Annotated in this window: 18 protein-coding genes and 2 pseudogenes; 8 read left to right on the forward strand and 12 right to left on the reverse strand. The window is 39.9% G+C overall.

Going from position 1 to position 21,646, the window contains the following annotated elements:
• Nucleotides 1-16 precede the first annotated feature (16 nt).
• The 4 genes from FTT98_RS10460 to rpiA all read right to left on the reverse strand — a co-directional run bounded on the left by FTT98_RS10460 (nt 17) and on the right by rpiA (nt 4,088).
• Nucleotides 17-766 (reverse strand): hypothetical protein, encoded by a 750-nt coding sequence (locus FTT98_RS10460; protein ID WP_180023759.1) that lies wholly within the window; start codon nt 764-766, stop codon nt 17-19.
• 79 nt (nt 767-845) lie between these two features.
• Nucleotides 846-1,898, reverse strand: a complete 1,053-nt coding sequence (gene argC / locus FTT98_RS10465) for an N-acetyl-gamma-glutamyl-phosphate reductase (protein WP_180177357.1) — start codon at nt 1,896-1,898, stop codon at nt 846-848.
• 623 nt (nt 1,899-2,521) lie between these two features.
• The gene (locus FTT98_RS10470) at nt 2,522-3,199 is read right to left on the reverse strand and encodes a SprT family zinc-dependent metalloprotease (RefSeq protein ID WP_180177358.1); all 678 of its coding nucleotides are present in this window, start codon (nt 3,197-3,199) and stop codon (nt 2,522-2,524) included.
• A gap of 217 nt (nt 3,200-3,416) precedes the next feature.
• Complete coding sequence (rpiA, locus tag FTT98_RS10475; protein WP_180090187.1) at nt 3,417-4,088, reverse strand: ribose-5-phosphate isomerase RpiA; 672 nt, start codon at nt 4,086-4,088, stop codon at nt 3,417-3,419.
• Nucleotides 4,089-4,195: 107 nt separating this feature from the next.
• On the opposite strand from rpiA, the gene ilvA reads away from it, so the two are divergent.
• The 4 genes from ilvA to FTT98_RS10495 all read left to right on the forward strand — a co-directional run bounded on the left by ilvA (nt 4,196) and on the right by FTT98_RS10495 (nt 8,548).
• Nucleotides 4,196-5,734 carry a threonine ammonia-lyase, biosynthetic gene (ilvA, locus tag FTT98_RS10480; RefSeq protein ID WP_180177359.1) on the forward strand — a complete coding sequence of 513 codons (1,539 nt, stop codon included), beginning with the start codon at nt 4,196-4,198 and terminating at the stop codon, nt 5,732-5,734.
• Between the two features lie 280 nt (nt 5,735-6,014).
• Nucleotides 6,015-6,395: a hypothetical protein gene (locus tag FTT98_RS10485; RefSeq protein ID WP_180177360.1), complete on the forward strand. Its 381-nt coding sequence runs from the start codon at nt 6,015-6,017 to the stop codon at nt 6,393-6,395.
• A gap of 104 nt (nt 6,396-6,499) precedes the next feature.
• A complete protein-coding gene (locus FTT98_RS10490; RefSeq protein ID WP_180065508.1) occupies nt 6,500-7,159 on the forward strand; it encodes a TrkA family potassium uptake protein in 660 nt (219 codons plus the stop codon).
• A gap of 51 nt (nt 7,160-7,210) precedes the next feature.
• The gene (locus FTT98_RS10495; RefSeq protein WP_168378596.1) at nt 7,211-8,548 is read left to right on the forward strand and encodes a TrkH family potassium uptake protein; all 1,338 of its coding nucleotides are present in this window, start codon (nt 7,211-7,213) and stop codon (nt 8,546-8,548) included.
• A 378-nt stretch (nt 8,549-8,926) separates the two neighbouring features.
• Here the strand turns inward: FTT98_RS10495 and FTT98_RS10500 are convergent, their stop codons facing one another.
• The 4 genes and pseudogenes from FTT98_RS10500 to FTT98_RS10515 all read right to left on the reverse strand — a co-directional run bounded on the left by FTT98_RS10500 (nt 8,927) and on the right by FTT98_RS10515 (nt 14,569).
• A complete protein-coding gene (locus tag FTT98_RS10500) occupies nt 8,927-10,084 on the reverse strand; it encodes a phospholipase A (protein ID WP_180177361.1) in 1,158 nt (385 codons plus the stop codon).
• A gap of 18 nt (nt 10,085-10,102) precedes the next feature.
• Nucleotides 10,103-13,042, reverse strand: a complete 2,940-nt coding sequence (locus FTT98_RS10505) for an insulinase family protein (RefSeq protein ID WP_180177362.1) — start codon at nt 13,040-13,042, stop codon at nt 10,103-10,105.
• Nucleotides 13,043-13,183: 141 nt separating this feature from the next.
• Nucleotides 13,184-13,956 (reverse strand): annotated as a pseudogene (locus FTT98_RS10510) (hypothetical protein).
• Between the two features lie 163 nt (nt 13,957-14,119).
• Nucleotides 14,120-14,569, reverse strand: a complete 450-nt coding sequence (locus FTT98_RS10515) for a GNAT family N-acetyltransferase (RefSeq protein WP_078188654.1) — start codon at nt 14,567-14,569, stop codon at nt 14,120-14,122.
• Nucleotides 14,570-14,846: 277 nt separating this feature from the next.
• Here FTT98_RS10515 and FTT98_RS10520 point away from each other — a divergent pair, with 277 nt between their 5' ends.
• From FTT98_RS10520 to FTT98_RS10530, 3 genes are read left to right on the forward strand one after another with little or no spacing between them, the layout of a single operon-like run.
• The gene (locus FTT98_RS10520) at nt 14,847-15,851 is read left to right on the forward strand and encodes an adenosine kinase (RefSeq protein WP_078188655.1); all 1,005 of its coding nucleotides are present in this window, start codon (nt 14,847-14,849) and stop codon (nt 15,849-15,851) included.
• On the forward strand, nt 15,851-16,177 hold the full coding sequence (locus tag FTT98_RS10525; protein WP_180041404.1) for a Rieske (2Fe-2S) protein: 327 nt from the start codon (nt 15,851-15,853) through the stop codon (nt 16,175-16,177). The genes FTT98_RS10520 and FTT98_RS10525 overlap by 1 nt, the downstream gene beginning before the upstream one ends.
• Nucleotides 16,178-16,193: 16 nt before the next feature.
• Nucleotides 16,194-16,802 carry an OB-fold-containig protein gene (locus tag FTT98_RS10530; protein WP_180041403.1) on the forward strand — a complete coding sequence of 203 codons (609 nt, stop codon included), beginning with the start codon at nt 16,194-16,196 and terminating at the stop codon, nt 16,800-16,802.
• A 98-nt stretch (nt 16,803-16,900) separates the two neighbouring features.
• Here FTT98_RS10530 and FTT98_RS10535 read toward each other — a convergent pair whose 3' ends face one another.
• Together FTT98_RS10535 and FTT98_RS10540 are read right to left on the reverse strand one after the other, a co-directional pair.
• Complete coding sequence (locus tag FTT98_RS10535; RefSeq protein ID WP_180007819.1) at nt 16,901-17,527, reverse strand: YidB family protein; 627 nt, start codon at nt 17,525-17,527, stop codon at nt 16,901-16,903.
• A 111-nt stretch (nt 17,528-17,638) separates the two neighbouring features.
• Nucleotides 17,639-18,109: a DUF6231 family protein gene (locus FTT98_RS10540; protein ID WP_180007820.1), complete on the reverse strand. Its 471-nt coding sequence runs from the start codon at nt 18,107-18,109 to the stop codon at nt 17,639-17,641.
• 34 nt (nt 18,110-18,143) lie between these two features.
• On the opposite strand from FTT98_RS10540, the gene FTT98_RS10545 reads away from it, so the two are divergent.
• Nucleotides 18,144-19,013 (forward strand): DUF2797 domain-containing protein, encoded by an 870-nt coding sequence (locus tag FTT98_RS10545; protein WP_078189198.1) that lies wholly within the window; start codon nt 18,144-18,146, stop codon nt 19,011-19,013.
• Nucleotides 19,014-19,091: 78 nt separating this feature from the next.
• On the opposite strand, the pseudogene FTT98_RS10550 reads toward FTT98_RS10545, so the two are convergent.
• Nucleotides 19,092-20,009 (reverse strand): annotated as a pseudogene (locus tag FTT98_RS10550) (alpha/beta fold hydrolase).
• 250 nt (nt 20,010-20,259) lie between these two features.
• Nucleotides 20,260-21,609 (reverse strand): Ig-like domain-containing protein, encoded by a 1,350-nt coding sequence (locus FTT98_RS10555; protein WP_180007821.1) that lies wholly within the window; start codon nt 21,607-21,609, stop codon nt 20,260-20,262.
• Nucleotides 21,610-21,646 lie beyond the last annotated feature (37 nt).

The following is a 21,646-nucleotide window of genomic DNA, read 5'->3' on the forward strand; positions in this document are numbered from 1 at the left end:
GATTTAGGTTTCACACTTAGTTTGCACTTGCTTCAGTTTGAGGAATTTCTGAAAGGAAGGCAGATTGATTTTCAACAGGCTGACCTTTCGACCAGCTAAAACGGCGAATAACGGGTTTAGAACCGCTTAAACGCACTTCAATAAAGTCTGGACTAAAGCCTTTTGGCATGGTCCAACGTCCAGTGAGTCGCTCACTTTCGCTAAAGTTAAAGTTTTTGTCTTCTAAAGGCACTACAAGTACTTCTGTACCCTTAATTAAACGCAGCTCAACACTTCCAGACACATTACTTTTTGACGGACTTACTTGAACGAGATCAAGTTGGTATTCATACGCATTTTCAGGTAACGGTTTAATCGCTAAATGTTGTACTGCAAGCGGCATACCACCACGTTGGCGCAATACTTCACGATACAAAACACCCAAATTACCGGTTAATTCTTGATCATCACGTGCTTTTTTAACAGCCAAATATAAATCATTTGAATTACTTACAGCGACATCACGCTCTTGAATTGCCGCATTTAAACTTTTATTCAGGCCTGCTAATTCAGTTTTTTGCTTTTGCACCACATCAACAAGTTGCTCTGCATCTGCATCATAACCGACCACAGTTAAGCCCTGACGATGACCGATACTATATCCGAGCAAACCGCTGCTCAATGCAAGTACAACTGCACCAATCGCCAGTGGCATATTCGTCTTCATAAAAGGCGTTTTTTCACTGTTTTCAGGTTCTGACTTGAAATTAGATTCTGTATTCGACATCGTCATCTCTTATTTTTAGTTCACTCAAGGCACACATTTAAATCCAGTTTTAAATGTGTGTGAAGTTTTAAATCGTTTCTTATGGTAATAAACCAATGCCTTGAAGTCCTGCATTTTCAGCAAAACTAAACATCAAGTTCATATTTTGTACGGCTTGACCTGCAGCACCTTTCACCAAGTTGTCTTGAGCCACCAAAATCACTAATTTTTTCGGTTGAGGTTTGCAAATCGCAATACGTAATTGGTTCGCACCACGCACAGTACGTGTTTCAGGTGAGCTACCTGCAGGCATCACATCTACAAACTGCTCATTGGCATAGAACTGTTCATATATGCTTTGTAAATCCGCAGAAGCACCTGCGTCAGTCAAATCAATGTAGATTGTGCTGAGCATGCCACGAATCATCGGTACTAAATGCGGTATGAATAAAATTTCGTTAAACACACCTTTTTGACCTGAAATATTTTCTAAGGCTTCTACAATTTCAGGATGATGACGGTGACCCGCTACACCATAAGCTTTAAAGTTATCTGCATTTTCAGAATAGATCATACCTAGGCTGGCTTTACGACCTGCACCAGACACACCTGATTTTGCATCAATAATAATGCTTTCAGGTTTCACTAATCCTTCAGCTTTTAATACTGGCGCTAAACCGAGCTGAACAGTTGTTGGGTAACAACCTGGGTTACCAACCACTGAAGCCTTTTGAATTTTTTCACGGTTTAATTCAGACAAACCATAAACTGAATCTTTTAATAGCTCTGGACATGCATGGTCTAGGCCATACCATTTTTCAAATTGAGCTAAGTCTTGCAAACGGAAATCAGCAGCAAGGTCAATCACTTTAGTATTTGCAGCAACTAACTCTTCTGCGTGTTTCATTGCAACACCGTGCGGCGTCGCAAAGAATACAACGTCACAGTGTTTTAGTTCTTCAATATTTAGATCTGAATAGCAAAGGTCTGTATGTCCACGCAAACTTGGGAACATATCATCCACACGGCGGCCATTTTCAGTACGCGAAGTTAAAACTTTCACTTCCGCATTTGGGTGTCGCAGTAAAATACGCAGTAATTCAACACCTGTGTAACCTGTACCGCCGACAATACCTACTGAAATCACGCTCATTACCTCTATTCAAAGTATCCATTTGATGACTGCGTAGTATGACAGGAAGTTACGGTTTTCTGAACTGTTTTGACATATAAAGCTTCACTTTATAATGTTAGCTTATCTTCTGAATCCTATTAAGTCAGATCATGCATATAAATCCTGATCATTACCTATCCACAGCTCAAGGTCGTGTCTTCACTAAAGAAAGAAATATTCCAGCATGACAATGCTGTTTTGACGCTTTTAAGCATGAATTAAAAACTAACCCAAAGGTTAAAATCATTTATATATTGATCGGATGCCAAGGGGCTGGGAAATCAACTTGGGCCAAAAACCAAATATCCCGCGAACCTGAAAATATTATTTTTGATGCTATTTTAGTAAAGCAATCTGAACGTCTACCGATAATTGAGCAAGCTAAATAATTGGGTAAAAAATGCGTTGCTGTATGGTTTCAAATCCCGCTCGAAGTATGCATAAAAAGAAACGCTCAACGCCCTTCAGATGAAATAGTCGATCTGATGGCATTAACCAATGTTTATTACGCATTAGAACCGCCTACATACCAAGAAGGATTTGATTTAATTGAAATAATATATTAAGAAATGCTTTAGTGTTTACAACTTAGTGCCTTTAATTCAGAGCACCCACCACCAAGGCATTGCCGTCATTTTTAGTATTTTTCGATGCTGCTGAAAATTTATATCATGCTTTTGCACTTCAGCCCAAAAGTTTGGGCTATGGTCAAAGTGCTTGGTATGCGCTAACTCATGTACAGCCACATATCGTACAACTTGCTCTGGAAACAGCACCAATGCGCTATTCAGCATAATATCATGGCGCGCTGAACAGCTTCCCCAGCGCGTTTTGGGCTGACGAATTGAGCAATCACCATATTTCAAGCCTGTTTCACTGCTCACTTGCTTTAAATAAATTGGTAAATACTCTTTGGCATAAGCAATCACAAAACTTTTTAAATATTGCTCAGGCTGTCGATCACTGATGAATAGTTGATGGCTTTCGTCATCCAAGATAAATGAATGTTTTTGCGTTTGATAAACAACCATTAACGGTTGTTCTAAATTAAATAACTTTAATTTTATTGGCAGACTTCGATCCTGCAGCCCTGCTTTTTCCTGCTGCTTCTGCCATGTCTCAATCATCCATTGTTCTGATTGTTTCAAAAAATCTTGAACTTGGCGCTGAGTACAAAACTGCGGAACCGTTAATTTGATTTGAGTTGGTTCTACACGGAGTCTTAGGCGTGTGGCACGTAATTTCCGAGTGATTTGAATTTCAGGAAGGTTTAGTGTCATTTATTTTTTTATTAAAAGCTTTTAAACAATGCATAAATTGAATTTTAAGCAGTTTTCAAAAAGTATATTGGGGGTTCCTTCTCCCTCTGGGAGAAGGTTAGGATGAGGGGGACATTTAAATTGACCTCTCCCTAACCCTCTCCTCAAAGGAGAGGGAACTTCCATTAGAAATTTAAATATAAATCGAAACTCTATTTACATTTAAATTTTCTATAGATTAAACCGCAGTACGCTCTTCAATACCGTTATCAGTTGCAACAACAGCAATATCCGCTTTGTTTAATGCAAAGATACCGTTACACACTACACCTGGAATGTCATTCAAAGTCTTTTCAAGTTCCAATGCATTTAGGATATTTAAGTTGTGTACGTCTAAAATTACATTACCGTTATCTGTTACTACGCCTTCACGGTACACAGGGTCGCCGCCTAAAGAGACAATTTTACGCGCAACAGCAGAACGTGCCATTGGAATCACTTCTACAGGAAGCGGAAATTCACGTGCCAACTGATCAACCCATTTAGAATCATCTACGATACAAACGAATTTTTTCGCAATAGACGCCACGATTTTTTCACGAGTCAACGCAGCGCCGCCACCTTTAATCATGTGCATATGACGGTTGATTTCATCCGCGCCATCCACATAGGCATCTAAACCGCCAACGTGGTTCATATCAACCACTTCAATGCCTAATTTTTTCAAACGTTGTGCAGTTGCTTCAGAACTTGCAACAGCAGCTTCAAGTTGAAGCTCTGGCAATAATTCGATGAGGAAGTTCACAGTACTTCCTGTACCAACACCCAAAATACCGCCCTTTGGCAAATGCTTTAACGCAGCTTTTGCGGCAGCTTGTTTCTTTTCATCTTGGGTAGCATACAGACTCATAACTTGGCTCAACTATTTTTTGACATTTGTTGCTGATTTTACAGCCCAAATGTACGGGTGTTTGTTACAATGAACGCCTATTTTAAACTGTTAGATGGAAAATTAACATGCTGTCTCGTTTGGTTCGACAAATATTACAGGCAACGGTCTATGACGTTGCAATCGAAACCCCACTCGAAGCAGCGCCACGAATTAGTGAAAAACTAAACAATAACATTCGCTTTAAACGCGAAGATTTACAACCTGTCTTTTCTTTCAAACTACGCGGTGCCTACAACCGTATTAGTCAATTACCGAAATCTCAGTTGGAACGTGGCGTTATTACTGCTTCTGCAGGTAACCATGCTCAAGGCGTGGCGTTATCTGGTAAAAAGTTAGGTATTCGCGCCATTATTGTTATGCCTAAAACCACACCAGACATTAAAGTACAAGCGGTTAAACGCTTAGGCGGTGAAGTGGTTCTGCATGGCGATTCTTTTGACGTAGCCAATAAATATGCAATCCAATGTGCAAAAGATGAAGGGATGACCTTTATTCCACCTTATGACGACGAACTCGTTATGGCCGGTCAAGGCACCATTGCCAATGAAATTTTGCGTCAATGGCGTGATGTCGACTATGTATTCGTTGCTGTAGGCGGTGGTGGTCTTATTGCCGGTGTAGCCGCTTACTTAGGTGATGTAGCACCGCATGTTAAAGTTATTCCAGTTGAATATGACGAATCTGCATGTTTAAAAGCAGCCTTTGAAGCCAATGAACGTGTCATTCTTCCATCTGTCGGTCTATTTGCCGATGGTACAGCGGTTGCACAGATTGGTGATAAACCATTTGAAGTGATTCAGCTACAAAAATCAGATAACTCAGGCCCAATTGTTGAGCGTGACGTTATTTTGGTGAATACAGATGAAATCTGTGCAGCGATTAAAGATACTTTTGATGAATGCCGTAGCATTGTAGAACCCTCAGGTGCAATGGCGCTTGCAGGCATCAAGAAGTATGTAGCTGAGCATGGTTTAGAAGGCAAAAATATGGTGTCGATTGTATGCGGCGCCAATATGAACTTTGACCGTCTGCGCTACATTGCAGAACGTACTGAACTAGGTGAACGTAAAGAAGCGATCTTTGCTGTAACCATTCCAGAAGAAAAAGGTTCATTCCTTAAATTCTGCCGTGCACTACAAGGCCGTAATATCACTGAATTTAACTACCGTGCAAGCAACTCAAGTGCCGCTCAAGTCTTTGTGGGTATTAGTCTCAAAAATGGTGAGAAAGAACGTCAGGAAATTTTTGAAACCTTAAAATTCCAATACGATGTAGACGATCTTTCCGATGATGAAGTGGCTAAACTGCATATCCGTTATTTGATTGGCGGTCATGCCGATATCGAAAATGAACGCCTATTCCGCGTGGAATTCCCCGAACGTCCGGGCGCATTACTGACTTTCTTAGAACGTCTAGGCCCAACGCATAACATCACCCTATTCCACTACCGTAACCACGGTGCTGCTGAAGGTCGTGTATTGGTGGGTATGGAAGCAACGGATGCGAAACAAAACCCAGATGGCTTGATTGAAACATTGGAAAATATTACCTATCCATATGTTGAGATTACCAATAACCTCGGTTATCAACGTTTCTTGAAATAAATAAAACGTCTATATGAAAGCTGGGATCTAGGTTCCAGCTTTTTTATTTGCATCAACTATTTCCTGAATCAAAATAAATAAATTCATCAATTTAATTCATCAACGCTGTCATTGTTGTTAATTTAACCATACCCTATAATCCATTGAAAATAAAACAAAATGGATATTTAAAATTGAATTTTTATGCCTTATTTATGATCGCTATTGTGGGTTTAGGTGGATATTTTATGTATATCCGGCTTATCAACTTAAGCAAGAGGAAGATAAGATTCGTCAAAGTATGAAACAAATTCCAAATCAGTCACGTACGCAAAATCTAGAAAATATTTACGGCTATACCGCGCAGGCTGAAATGTTGAATCAATATCCAAATTACATTGTATATATTCGCTTTGATGAGCTAAGTGATCAAACCGCTCCCGAATCTGTTCAAACCATTATCCGTGAATTTTCATGCGATGGCTTAAACCGTTTAAAGAACAATTCCGAGCTTGTTCGTAAAGCCACTCTTAATGTCATTAAAGAAGATCAACATCAATTTCAATATATTCTAAAAAATAAACTAGGCTATGAAATTTTTAAATACCAACAAGTTATGGATAATTGCCCCAATATTGCTGAACTTTATGCCTATCAAAATACTGAAGAAATTAAAAATTAGAGCTTTTCGGTTTAGATGGATTATGTAAATTTTCATAGCCGCTCTAGGCTGAACAAGCTAACATCAACATATTCAATAACTTTAGAATAATTTAGGAATACGGCATGGCACAATTCGCTGTGATTGGCTTAGGAAGTTTTGGCGCAACTGTAGCCACTGAACTCATGGGTTTAAAACACGATGTCATTGGAATCGATAGCAACAAAAAGTTTGTTGAAAGTATTTCGGACCAACTAACCCATGCAGTGATTGCTGATGCAACAGATGAACACGTTTTACAAGAACTCAATATTCAAAATTGTGAAGCAGTCGTAGTCGCAATTGGTGAAGATATTGAAGCCAGCATCTTATGTGTGCTCCATCTTAAAAACATGGGGATCAACAAAATTTGGGCCAAAGCCAAGTCCAAAGCGCATCACATGATTTTAACCCATTTAGGCATCAGCAAAATCATCCATCCTGAAGAAGATATGGGCGTCCGTGTTGCCCAGTCACTGAGTTATCCGATGGTGAGTCGCTACATGGTGCTCGAAGATGATCATTATTTGGTGAAAGTTGAAATTAAAGAATCACAACAAGGCACGCGTCTAAATCAAATAATGGGTCATGTCCCTGAAGTGAAGGCGATTTTGCATAAACGTGGCACCCAGCTTCAATATAGTTTAGATCCGAACCTGATTTTACAAACAGGCGATATTTTAGTGGTTGAAGGTTTACTCGAACATTTACGTCGACTGGCTAAACACTTTAAAGCAACTTTGTAATCAGCGTCGTGTCTATTTGCACACAATCGCGCAAGATGACAGTAGAAAAACATGAAACTGCACAATAAACAGCGTAATACCATTAATCTTAGCCCACCCAGTATTTTGGCATTGGGTTTTCTTGGGCTAATTATCATTGGCACCTTGCTGTTAAAGCTCCCATATTCACATCATGGCGATTTAAGTTGGATCAATGCCCTCTTTACAGCGACCTCTGCCGTAACCATTACAGGACTTTCAGTTGTAAATGTCGGCGAAGCCTATACGGTGTTTGGTAAAGTCGTGATTATGGGTTTACTACAATGCGGTGGTCTCGGTTTTATGACCTTTGCGATATTGGCCGCTATGAGTTTGTCCCCTAAAATTGGGCTAAAACAACAGATTATGGCTCAAGAAACCATTGGACAAACCAGTCTTGCCAAAGTGACCATGACTATTAAAGGCGTACTGCTGTATTCGCTATTTTTTGAAATGGTGGGAACGGTTATTTTGACCATCGCTTGGATGCAAGAATACAATTTTAACCAGGCCCTGTTTTATGCTGCCTTTTATAGTGTTTCAGCATTTAATAATGGTGGATTTTCATTATTTCCCAATAGTTTAATGAGCTTTGCTGACCGTTATTTCATTACATTTACCATCAGTATGCTTTACATCATTGGTGGTATCGGCTTTTTGGTACTGATGGACATTAAGCGCAATAAAAGTTGGAAAAAACTCAGCACCAATAGCAAGCTGATTTTATCGACTATTGCAGGTTTAAATGTCTTTGCCTTCATCACCATTTGGTTATTAGAAGCCAATAATGCGGCTACCTTAGCCACGATGTCACTTGGTGACCAAGCCCTCAATGCTTGGTTCCATGCAACAGTTCCGCGTTCTTCGGGTTTTAACAGCTTGCCCATGGAAAGTATGAGCGATGCATCATCACTCGTCACGATGTTACTGATGTTTATTGGTGGTGGTTCTCTCAGTACAGCCGGTGGCATCAAAGTCGGGACGTTTATTATTGTTGTACTCAGTGTGGTCAGTTTTTTAAGACGTGAAGACGAACTGCGTGTGTTTAACCATTCTGTTTCTGAAAAAACCACCTTCAAAGCATTAGCGGTAATTTTCATTACTGTTACGTTGATTTTCATTGGTTTTTTCAGTCTATTATTACTAGAGCCTGACAAACGCTTTTTAGACTTACTCTTTGAAGCAGTATCCGCTGCCTGCACCGTTGGTCTATCTCGTGGCATTACCAGTGACTTACAACCCGCCAGTTTAGTCGCCCTGATGTTATTAATGTTCGCAGGCCGTCTTGGCCCCTTAACACTGGCTTATCTGATTGCTACACCGAAGAAGAGTCGGTTAAAACACCCACCTTCTGAGATCCAAATCGGTTGATTTGTACATTTTCTCTCCGCCATAAAAAAAACCACGCCATAGCATGGTTTTTTTATTTACTGATGTTACATAGTAACATCAGTAGCGTAATTTGATTCAAATGAAAGAACGATACGTGGTAAGGTCATCCGCAAGTGTTTGAGACAGGATGACTTCTAATCAAAAATGTTTTTGCGATACTTTAAGTAAATAGACGCTAGAGAGCGAGTTTTGCGGATGACAATGGTTTTGGGTACTTTTGCCGAAACAAAAGTACCTCCAGCCGAAGGCTAATCCCTTTATTCAATCCCTAGATATAAGACTCCGTCGATTAGACTTAAAAGCATCTTAAAAATGCGAAATTACTTTTACGTCCGTAAATTAATTATTGAGCAATCATTAAAACCAATTCATTAATGACACACCAACACCGACGTAGGTTGCCCGATGGTTATAGTCAATCAGGCTTTCACCATAGCCATCAAACAATTGAACTGTGCCGCGCAATTTACCATTGATTGGGAAAGTCCAATCAAACTGCACAGCACCATGTGAGTCATCACCACCTTTCAATGAATGACGTAACATCAAACTAAAGTCATGATCTTTATGACGATAAAACGCTGTTAAATCCCCACGTCCCACATAATCGGTAATGTCAGGGTTGTTATCATCTTTGGTATCTTCTTCGAAACGATACCAAGGACGTAACATCAGTGCAAAATTGTCACGTTCAAATCCAAGATTTAACATGACACGATTCCAACTCCGCGATAAAGGATCAGAACGCCCATTAGACTGATGGTTAAAGGTTAGACCCAGCATACGCCAGTTCAAACCCAAGAGTTCATAATTGGTACGGAAAACCAGACTGGCTTCAGGCTCATAGTTGGTTTCACGGAATGGTCGTGATTCGTCTTCGTTGTAGACTTGCCAACGAGATGACTGGGTATAGCCCAACCAGATATCACCATTATCACCAAATAAGTTTTCAACAGCTTTGGTTTTTAATGACAATTGGAATTTGGCTTCCATCGATTTCAGGTTTTGTTCCTGATCGGCTTGTACCGTGTTGTTTTGATTCGGGCTTGATGGACGTTCATTTTTATCCGAAGTCCAATATCCCGGCATTAAATACACAGGTTGATAGCCACGAATATTCCACGTCCCCAATTTACTTTCTGGAGAAAGCTCCCAACGACTATCCAATAGTGAAAGATTTGGATTGAGGTTCGGTGCTTCTACAGCAAATAAACGGTCCGTAAACGCATGACTGACTTTTTCTTTGAAAGTTAGTTTCTCTGTCGGCTCAGGTTTAATTTCTTGGGCGGCTTGGCGCTCAGAAACCAACATTTCTTTTTCAGCAGGTTGCACTTTAAACAAAGCGTCATAACACGATAATCGCTCTGCATTTGACTCAAGTGCCACACATGCTTCAGCGGTAGCTGGTTTAACAGCCACTTCCGCATTTTGTGCATTTACAGTATTGACATACATTGAACTGAGCGCAATGAGGCTCAGTTGCAATGTCGTACGCTCAAGAGATTTGAACGCCATAAAAACCCCTTTTTTGTTTTAATTCACTTGTTTTATTTCGAAACCAAGCTCAACCAAAGCATCTCGCTTAGCCACCGGTGCAACCACAGCTTTTGTCGGTTGTTGTTCAACCAAGTACGCTACAGCAACACGTTTTAGATCTTCCAAAGTCACATTCAACAAACGTTCACGTAACATTTGACGGAAAGCTGGCGTGCGTTTATGCAATAAAGCGTAGCAAGCTGTAATAGCTTCACCCGCTGGTGATCCCGGTTTATCCATGCTAGCAATTAGACCCAAAATCGCTTCTTCTAGCTGATGCGGTTGTTGTTCAGCATTCAGTAGCCACTGCACACTTGCGTCAAAATCTTTAAACGTTTCAGCTAAACGTGGGTCTCGGTAGCTATAGAAACGGAATGAACATGCATTACCGTCATAGCTTGCACCACCACCATAAGCACCACCTTTTTCACGAATCGCGCTATGCAAGAAGCCATTACGCAAATAAGCCGCCAAAATCATTAAAGGTGCTGCATCAGGATGCGACACTTCCACCGCAGGATATGCTGAAGCGCAGAACTGAACATTGGCTTGAATGAGCCAAGCTTCGTCATTGTTGCTATCTGCAAAATTCACTTGAGTTAAAGCATGTGGGTTATCATCAATCGCCACTTTATCCCAAATGGTTTGAACTTCCTCAACCAATCGGTCTGAATGATGTTCTTCACACACCACCAAGAATTGTTTTGGTGCTTTAAGCAAACGGTTATGAATTAACTTAAGCTCATCAATCAAGGCATTATAAGCCGTGTCGTCTTGCTCAATTTTGCTGACAAGTTCTGACAGCCAGTTCAGCGCGCCTAGGCCTGTATTATGATAATCACGTAGCGCCAATGCACTATGTTGACGACCTGCAATTTGCATTGCATAACTATGACCAGAACCAGATACACGTGACTGCCAACGTGCTTTACGTTGTTGCAATAACTCTACGATACGATTTTTTTCATCAAAACGTAGCTGTTCAAAAGCCAATTTCAATAAGCGAATGGCTTCAAGATTATTCACCAATGATTTAGTGGTCAACGTTAGCCAAGCACTAATTTGACCTTTATCATCCACTTTTGAACGCAGCGATGCCCCCATACCTAAACCGCCACTCACAGCTGTTTGCAACTGTTGTAGCTCTAAGTAATCGTATTCACCTGCACCAACTTCACCCATCAAAATCGATAAGAGATTGAAATACGGCGATTGCACCACTTCATCAGGAATCTGAATTAAAACTTGTTGGTAATAAAGACCATTGGTGCCTGCGTGGTAAAGATTTAACGGTGTATCTAATCCATTACTGATAATTTCGCGTAATTGACCTTGTACAATCTGTAATTGTGCAGGAACGTCTTCTAAACCTACTTTAGGCAATAGGTTCAAATCATCTGGGGTATCTTGACGAATGTTCAGTGCTTCAGTCTGCGCAATAATCTCTGCTTTTTGCGCTTCAGTTAAGTTCGCAACAATTTCTTTTAAACGTGCTTTTTCTGCTGCCGCTTCCAACGCATTTTTTTCAGCATCTGGAACCAAAGTTAATTGCACACGATGTTGATTATCAAGCAAGTAAGTTTTGATTAAGTTGGATAACCACATTGGGTCTTTCAACTCTTCCTTCACTTGTTCAATGGCCGTATCCACATCCCAGACATCCACAGGGTCTGAATGGTGAATCGCACTGCTTAAACCATTCAGAATTAAGCTTAGGCCATATGGTGTACCATCACCATTAATTTCACGCTGATGCAATTCAATCTGATGCAAAATCGCTTCAACTAAAGCCGAATCAACAGGCTTAGCCGCAACGTCTTCTAATACTTTAAACACGCCATTTTTAAATTGTTCTGCATGCTCAGGGTTGGAACCTTGAATTGCACAGTAGAACGTCATTTCATAGTTTGAGTCATCTACGCCCATAAATGGACCAGTAGACTGCGCATAACCACAGGTTTCTAAATAATGACGTAATGGTGAAGCAGAATCTTCAAGCAATACACCTTCAACCAAACGCATACCTAAACGTAATTTGATATTACTTGCTTCTGGCAATAACCAAGAAAGCACATGATAGGTTTTGTCTTTGAGGTCTTCAGCATCAACTGCATACGTTTCAGTTACCGTTACAGGCGCAGTTAAGCGGCGCTCAGGTTTTGAATACAGCGTTTGACCTTTTTCAAATTTTGACAAAGCAAGCGTTTCAAACTGTTCTTGTAAGTTATAAGCAGGCTCATTACCAAAGGTCATGAACACCGCATTACTTGGGTGATAATGTGATTTGTAGAAACTTACTAGCTCTTCATAACTTAAGTCAGGAATGTCTTTCGGATCACCGCCTGAGTTGTAATGATATGTCGTTTCTGGGAATAAATGATGGGCAAGTTGGTGATACAACTGATCTGAAGGTGAACTCATGGCACCTTTCATTTCATTAAATACCACGCCTTTATATACAGCTTCTCCATTTTCTAGCTCAATACGAATCCCTTCTTGCGCAAAATCAAGCGGGTTCAAATTCGCAGCAAAAGCAGCATCCATATAAACTTCTAACAAGTTTTGGAAATCTTTTTTGTTTTGCGTTGCAAATGGATATGCCGTCCAATCCGCTGCGGTAAACGCATTCATAAACGTATTGAGTGAACGACGAATCATTAAAAAGAATGGGTCACGTACAGGGAACTTTTCTGAGCCACACAGTGCTGTATGCTCAAGAATATGCGCCTCACCTTTTGAATCCATCGGCTGTGTACGGAAGGCAACTAAAAATACGTTTTCGTCATGGTTTGTGGCTAAGTGATAATGCACCGCGCCAGTCACTTTGTGTTTATATTCAGACACTAAAATGTCTAAAGCTTCAACATGATGTTGACGAATCAACTGAAACGCAGGATGTACAGTTTGAGAAATGGTTTCAGTGACATCTACAGTCATGTGTGCTCCTAATCTATTCATTTAAATTAGGCAAAGTATACCTTAAAAAATCACAACTAGATTCACCGAAACAACATTTCCAACTGTTTTAATCAACTTGAACTTTAATTTTAAAAATCACTTGTTTTCGCACTAAAACATTTAGACAGATTTTATGGATTGCCTATCATTTCGTGTTGACCAATAGACGCAAATCACAATCGCCAATAACAATACAAAAGAAGCCATAAAGCGACTTAAATCCAATCCACCTGAACTGATGGGCTTATCTAAAAAATCGCCGACAACTGCGCCCAATGGACGTGTCAAAACAAAAGTAGCCCAAAATAAAATCGTCTTTGAGACCCGACTAAAAAAGTACAACAACGCCATCAATAGAGTTAAACCACCAAATAGCCAAATGCCACCGCTATAGCCTAATCCTGCACTATCGGAAGTCCAGTCCCCCAAAGCCGTACCTAATGTTTGAGAAAATGTAATCGTCAACCAATAAAAGATCTGTATGCGCGGCAAATTCACTACACTTGGATTGATTGACCCTTCGACTCGATACCAACTAAAAAGCGATATGAGCACCAAACTGAGTAACAGAAAACTACCACCCAAGTAGCCAATCCCTAAAGAACGATCTACAAAATCCGCTAAAGTCGTACCGACCGTAGTACTGGCAATAATCGTGGCCCAATATAAATAAGGTTTATAGGCTTTGGACTGTATTTGAAAATACAGCAGACTGATAAATATGCCTGCGAAAATAAAGGTACTGAGTAAATAGCCCAAATTTAAGGACATGGACAGTGCATCACCACTGGTTTCAACAAAGGTGGTCGCAAAAATTTTGTCAACCAAAACAGCGCGGTAATCTGGGGGACTTTTTTAACGTAGTCTTGTAGTTCATGCACTTGCATATGCATATGCATCACTCAATGCAGTTATTTTGATGCTTATATCTTCGATAACTGAAATGAATTTTTGCTTAAAATAAGGCACTCTTTTTTTAGAATTGTCACAAGAAAAAAAGCACCCGATATCGGATGCTTCATTTACAGTATTTACTGTCTATTTGTGGATTTAAAACTAAACTAGATATTTAAAATAATTATAATTTGGATGACTTTCGACATAGACATAATTCTGTTTTTGATAGAATTTTGCAGCATTTTTAAGCTCAGTATTTAAGCACAGTGCAGAAAAGTGTTTTTTTGCACCCTTTTCCAATTCCACCAATAGCTGCTTACCCACGCCATGCTGACGGTACTGCGGATGCACATAGAAACGGCGAACTCGTCCAATCCGTTCTTCTACACCAGTATCACCCCATTGCTGATTTAAACCGCCACAAGCAATTAATTTATCGCCATCATAAGCAAGCAATAATTGCTCACCCGTTTGGTCAAAACGATTTTTACCACTTTGATATTCTTCAATTAAACGGTGTATAAATGTATAGCCTTCATGCTGCGCCAAAGCAGCAATATTTTCGATTTGAGCAGGAAGTTGCTCTGCTGGACGAATCGTAATTTCCATATATTCACACTTTTAATCTGTTATCTATTTATGATGACCAAATCATCTTGATTCAGTCTGAACACCCTATAGCTCTATAAAAGTAAAATTTTTCGATTTGCACAATAGCAAAGCTGATTAAAACGGCAACTAATTCAAAAAAAATGTAAAAATATAATGGATTTGCCCGATTTTTATACACACTTGTCCTTTAATTGAATTTTCTTCAACAAACTACAGCAATCCTGAGCATTCGTGTAAACTTAGCACTTTCATTTTTTTGATGTGAACATACAACATGGCAACTGTTGACCTTTTTGCAATTGGTAATGCACTTATTGACCAAGAATTTAAAGTCTCTGACGAATTCCTAATTCAACACAATCTGCAAAAAGGTACGATGCAACTGACAGATGGCGATACTCAAGCAGCCCTTTATAACAATCTAAAAGCCACTCAAGAATATAAAGGTCAAGCTTCTGGTGGTTCTGCAGCAAATACAACGGTTGCTTTTAGTGCTTTAGGCGGAACTGCATTTTATGGTTGTCGTGTCGGCAATGATGACTTAGGTCAAATTTACCTAAATGGTTTAAACGACGCTGGCATCCAAACTGCAACTCAATCAATCAGTGAAGGTGTAACTGGCACATGTATGGTATTGGTCAGCCCTGATTCTGAACGTACGATGCATACTTACCTCGGTATTACTGCGGAATTGACTGATAGCCAAATTGATTTTGGCAGCTTAAATACTGCGAAATGGTTATATATCGAAGGTTATCTTTCAACATCAGACAGCGCACGTCTTGCGGTAAAACAAGCACGTCAAATCGCCAAAGCCAATGGTGTACAAATTGCATTGACCTTATCTGATCCAGCAATGGTGCAATATGCACGTCAAGGTCTAGATGAGCTACTCGATGATGGCGTGGACTTATTGTTCTGTAATGAACAAGAAGCGCTGATGTACACAGAAACAGATCATTTAGATGCTGCGCTTGCTAAATTGCAATCACTAAGCAAACACATTGTAATTACATTAAGTGCCAAAGGCGCCTTAATCCATAATGAAGCAGCAACATTTACCGTGCCAGGTCGTAAAGTTACCGCAGTAGATACCAATGGTGCTGGTGATGCATTTGCTGGTGCTTTCCTGTATGCACTCAATGCAGGTCATGACTATCAAACGGCTGCTGAACTTGCCATCTTGATTTCAAGTGAAGTTGTGGCTCAGTTTGGTCCACGCCTAGCAGTTGAAGACTATGCTCAGCTTTTACAATCATTTCAAAAGGAATGTGCTTAATGTTTAAAATTTGCATGACTGATGATGTACCTGAACGTGAAGCACGATCATTCGAAACGCCTGATGGCGAAACGATTTTTATCACCCAACGCGACGGCATGTTTTACGCTTATCAAAATAACTGCCCACACTTGCACGTAGAACTTGAGTTTCTAGAAAATCAGTTTCTAGATCGTGACCAAGAATTTATTGAGTGCTCAACACATGGCGCCCTGTTTATGGTCGAATCTGGGGAATGTATTTCTGGTCCATGCCAAGGTCAAGCCCTTGAAAAAGTGAACATTAACGTGCATTCTGATGGTGGAATCTACCTCACAGAAGAATAAACACTGGAATACAACCATGTCCGCATTTTTAACAGACTATAACTTAATACCCTTTCATTTAAGTTTATTGGCCGTACTGTTATTGGGCATGGTTGAAACCATTGGCTACTATATCAATATTAGTCCTAGCCAAGTTTTAAAAAGAATTGCCCCTCAGCGCATACAAGAGTTGGCATTATTGAATGTCAAATTTTCCAAGTCTCTGATTTTGTTCTTTTTACTGATGAATTTTAGCTTTGCAGGCTATGTACTTCAGTTTTGCATCCATGCCAAAGAAGGTCAATTCGTTCCCGCTTATTATTTAATTTTACCTGCGTTGATTATTGCCATATTCTTTACGGTATTTATGATTCATTGTTTGGATCAGGTTATCCCGCCCAAATATAAAAAACAAACGGTTAATTTACTCGGTCGTCTAGCCACCATTTCAAGTGGAAATGCCCGTCCCGGCTTTTCAGCTCAAGCGCGGGTGCGTGATGAGTTTGGTCAACTACATTATGTGCAAGTTGAGCCAGAATTTGGTGAGTTAGAGTTTCAGTCGAAAATCATTTTGATTCGTCAAAAAAAATCACACTATATTGGCAAAAAAATCAGTATGTCGAACCGTTTATTTAATCCATCCTAGTGACAATCTAAGCGTCACATTGTTATCATTTTTCAAATCATAAAAAAGCCAGTGTTCACTGGCTTGTATTCAATCAAATACCTAAATCGATATTTTGATTAACGCTTCAGGAAACCTGAGACCAAATTCATCACTTGTTGAATATCAGCATTCGCTTCTTGCTGATTGGTTTGTCCAGCTTGTGGCGTCAATGAGTCAATAATTTGCGGCAATACCGTTGAAATCGCACTATACACATCTTGTTTCTGAGTTTGAGTTTCTTGTGCAACTTGTTCCACTTCGGCATCATCAAATAAATTTTGTACTTGTTGATTATTCACAGCAGCATTATCGCCTGGACCTGTAGATACCCAATCATCAACCTGACTGCTCAACCCTTGTCCACGTAATTTATCCAAAGCACCTTGTAGGCCCCCTTGTTTTTGAATCCAAGCCAGCACCAGAGGTAACACTGCAACTAAAATTGTTGAAGCATTACCACCACTACTACGTTGCTGCTGTTGCGCTGCACCCCCCAGTTGGCCCAACACAGAGCCAAGAATTCCACCCAAACCACCCGCTTGGTTTTGAGCATTGTTTTGGGTATTTTGAGTGCCTGCATTTGCGCCCAATTGACCCAACACCGAACCTAAAATACCGCCCAAGCCACCTTGTTGATTTTGATTGTTTGCATCACCAAGAGCCTGCTTTGCTAAGATCTCAACAATATTATTTAAATTTGTCATTTTATTTTTCCCAGTGAAACCTAGTAAACTTAATTACAGCATACGTGGGAAAACACAGTTTTATCATAAATGTTTGTTAATTTTTGCAATTTCTCGCAGGCTAAGTATTTGTTACCAACGGAATTTATCCCAGTTTTCAGGATTTGCCCAAAATTTAGAGTTAAACCAATCTGGAATGTGTTTATAAGTCAAAATATTAAACTGCCATAAAGCAAAATCACTTTCATGCGTGGTTTTATCAATGAGCTGAGTAAAGCCTAAAGCACGTAATAATTGTTCATCGTGTAATTTACTCACCACCACGATGCGTTTGGCAAATAGGTCACGTAATTTTACCAACATCTGCGTTTTCTGCTGCTGATCCAAACTCAACATCGTTTCAGTATCAAGAATCACAAATCCAAGGTCAAAACGCTGGGTAAAAGGCAGATTTAAAAACTCAGTTACGTTAAAATGTTGCCATTGAATTGGATGAAATTGATTGTATTGTTCAAGATCCTGACCAATACAGATTGCGGTTGAAATGGACTGCTCTTTTGACAAATCGTCTAGCATAGAAGTGATGACATTTTGTTCAGCCATTGACCGCATCCTTAATAATGAAGTGAGTATTCGTATGGAACTACAAGGCATTTGCCATAAAATGCATGCAGGTCTTAAAGACCTTAGTGTAACTGATCAACATACACACAAGGCAAATGTTGAGTATAAATTTATTCTAGATCGCTCAGAAGTTGATCTACCGTTTAGCCTTGGTCAAGAAATTGAAATCGAAGCCACTGGAAATATCTACTGCATTTCTTGCGGCGCAAAAACACCTAAATCGTATTCACAAGGTCATTGCTTCAAATGCATGAAGACTAAGGCTTCTTGTGATATGTGCATCATGAAGCCTGAAACCTGTCATTATCATCTCGGGACTTGCCGTGAAGATGATTTTGCCCATGAAGTTTGCTTTCAACCGCATATTGTCTATTTAGCCAATTCAAGTGCCTTAAAAGTCGGGATTACCCGATTGGGTCAAATGCCTACACGTTGGCTAGACCAAGGTGCGACGCAAGCTTTGCCTATTATGAAAGTTGGTTCACGTCGTTTATCTGGTCAGCTTGAAGTCATGTTTGGTACGCAAGTGGCCGATAAAACCGATTGGCGTAAATTGCTCAAAGGTGAAGCAGAACCGATCAACCTGATCGAAATTCGCGACCAATTAGTGGAAGAATTCGCACCAAAAATTCAGACCATTCGTGAAGAATTTAGCCAAAATTTAGAGTTTAATGAAACCGTTGAACTGCTAGAAGATGAGTTGCCACGCCAATTTATCTACCCGGTAGATGAATATCCTGAAAAAATCAAATCGCATAATTTGGACAAAACACCGATTATTCGAGGAAAATTACAAGGGATTAAAGGTCAGTATCTGATTTTGGATACCGGTGTGATTAATATTCGAAAATACACTGGCTATGAAATTAAAGTACGTACTTAAATCGACTCAAAGTATCTAATTAAGTTTAAAAAAGCGAGATATTTCTCGCTTTTTTTTCACCCACTTTACCGATTTGATTCATTGAACAGTTGAAAGAAACTTTAAATATGGCAACGCCATTAACTGCTCCGCTTCTAAGATAGGCATATGACCAATATGGTCTAAAATCAGAGGCTTTTCGGCTTTTTTAAATAAGCTTCTCAGTTCTTCTGCCACTTCAACATTGATAATCTGATCTTGCTTCCCCCCAGATAATAAACACAGGTGCATCAATGCCTCGTGCAGCCAAAGCAAAGGACTCTGGCGTATACAAGGTCGCCATTTTTTGCAGTTGTTCCACCATTTTATTGGTATGTTTAGACTGAACTATCATCAACTTTTCTTGCCCAATTTTTAATTCTTGTGGAATAAAAGGCGGAGATTGCATCACGATCTTCATCACGCGATCAAAATCACCGGTTTTTCTGACCACTAGCTCTGCAAGCTTTGCCGTATCTTTTAAATATACTGTATTGCTCGACTTAAAGACACCAGCCGAATCCACCAACAATAAAGATTTCACTTCTAAGGGATACTGAGCGCTATAGAGCATGGCAATTGCACCACCCATCGAATGCCCTGCGATATGTAAATTTGGATCTAACTTTGCAGCATCAATAAATCGTCGTAATTTTTCAGTTAAATTTGGAATTGATAGATCAAATTGATCTGTGACAATAGTGCTCCATGTGCTGGCAGATCTTGAATAATGACATGATAATTGGGCGTTAAATAACGGGCAACGCGGTTCCAATTATCACGCGTGCCTGACAAACCATGTAGCAATAACAGCGTCGGTTTTCGTGGATCTCCTCCTTCACTATATGTCCACTCGATTTCATTATTTTTGACTTTTTTACTACTCAAGCCCGCCCAAGCTCTTTCCTGCTCTAAAACTTTTTGAAAGTTTAGTTCTGCAGCTTGAATACTACTGGCAACGCAAATCGTTAGTAGCATCTGTATCATGTGTTTAAAATAATGATCCATCCATCGCAATAACGGGTTCTTTAAACGTTTACATTGAGGCATATACAGAGATATCATCCGCTTAATCCTTTGTTGTGATGAGTTATTTTTTTCATATTATTTTTTGAGAACACCAATCTACGATGCTAGAGTCAATATTTCATATGCCAAATCTTTTAAATAAAAATTATATCTGTCAATTTAAACCAAAAAAAACCAGCTCGGAAGCTGGTTCATATTTCTAAGCAAGCCAATCAGACGGTGTCAGTGGAGCTTCAATGAGTAAGCTTGGATATTCAAGCGCAGGAAGTATAGCGGGCGGATTTGAAACATCGCTGCCCAATGCGATCAAATCCTGTTCATCGGTGTGCAATACAATTGGGACTTCATTCGCATCCTGTAAAAGCGTATCTAGATTGATCACAGATTGAATCGGCTCAATTTGACTGTCATTTTGGTTTTCAGTTTGTTCATCACTCAGTTCATCACTTACCAGTAAAATCTCTGTAAGTTCAGCTGATGATTCAGGTTGTGCAAGTATCAGTTTAGCTATTGAGATTTCAGGCGATTGAACACCACGACTGTCTTCCGCCACGATTGTTGCAAAACCGCCATTTTGAATCGGGTTATCCATCGACCAGAAACCACTTTCATTGGCATACGTCACGTACTCTTGACCATTGGCTGTCACAATGATTTTAGCCTGTTGAAATACATTACCTTCGAGTTTTTCACTATTTAGCGTCACTTCTGGCGCTGGCAGTACATAGCTTGGATTTTCAGGCGGGGTCTGAATAAATGGAAATGCCAAGCCAATCGCAGGAGATTGCTGACCAAATTGATCTTCCACAACAATCATCAACGTGCCACCATTTGCCACTGGATTTTCTATTGACCAATCACCATTTTCATCGACCTGAATACGATAGACCGCTTGATCCGACTCAATCACAACTGTCGTATTTGGTGCGGCAGTACCTGATATCACCGCGCCAGACTCTAAAATCGTAACAGCTTGCGGTAAAATGATTTGCGCTGTATGCAACGCCTCAGAACGATTACCGTCCTGATCAATTGCCACAACACTTATTGCACCTGTGGTCGTTAAAGGATTGAGCATCGACCAATCGCCATTTTCATCAGCAACTGTTATAAACTCTTGCTCACCATAGGTCACAACTACCGTATTTCCTGCTTCAGCTTTACCTATCAAGTATTCACCTTTTTCAAGAATTTCTGGCATCTTCGGTAGTACAATTGGCTCTGCAATTGGAGCAATCATTATTGCCTCTGAGCGTAAGCCATGATGATTTGCCGCATAAATTGTGACAACTCCGCCCTCTTTAAGTGGATTTTCAATCTGCCAATGTCCTTGTTTATCCACTTTGACCCGTGTAAAAGTTTCACCGACCGAAATGATCACCCATGTTTTTGGCTCTGCCGTGCCAGTTAAAAGGTCATTTAGTCCTGTCACTTCTGGTGTTGAGGGAATATGCTGATGCTGTGATTTCCCCTGAATCAACAACTGCTTTATTTCAACTTGTCCCAAAATATTTTTTAAAATACTGTTTAAATCTCTCATCTTTTGCATAGCACCCTCAAATCACATCATTATATTTTTTAGGAAA

It is taken from the genome of Acinetobacter sp. YH12039, from assembly GCF_013420015.1.
Lineage (GTDB): Bacteria > Pseudomonadota > Gammaproteobacteria > Pseudomonadales > Moraxellaceae > Acinetobacter > Acinetobacter amyesii.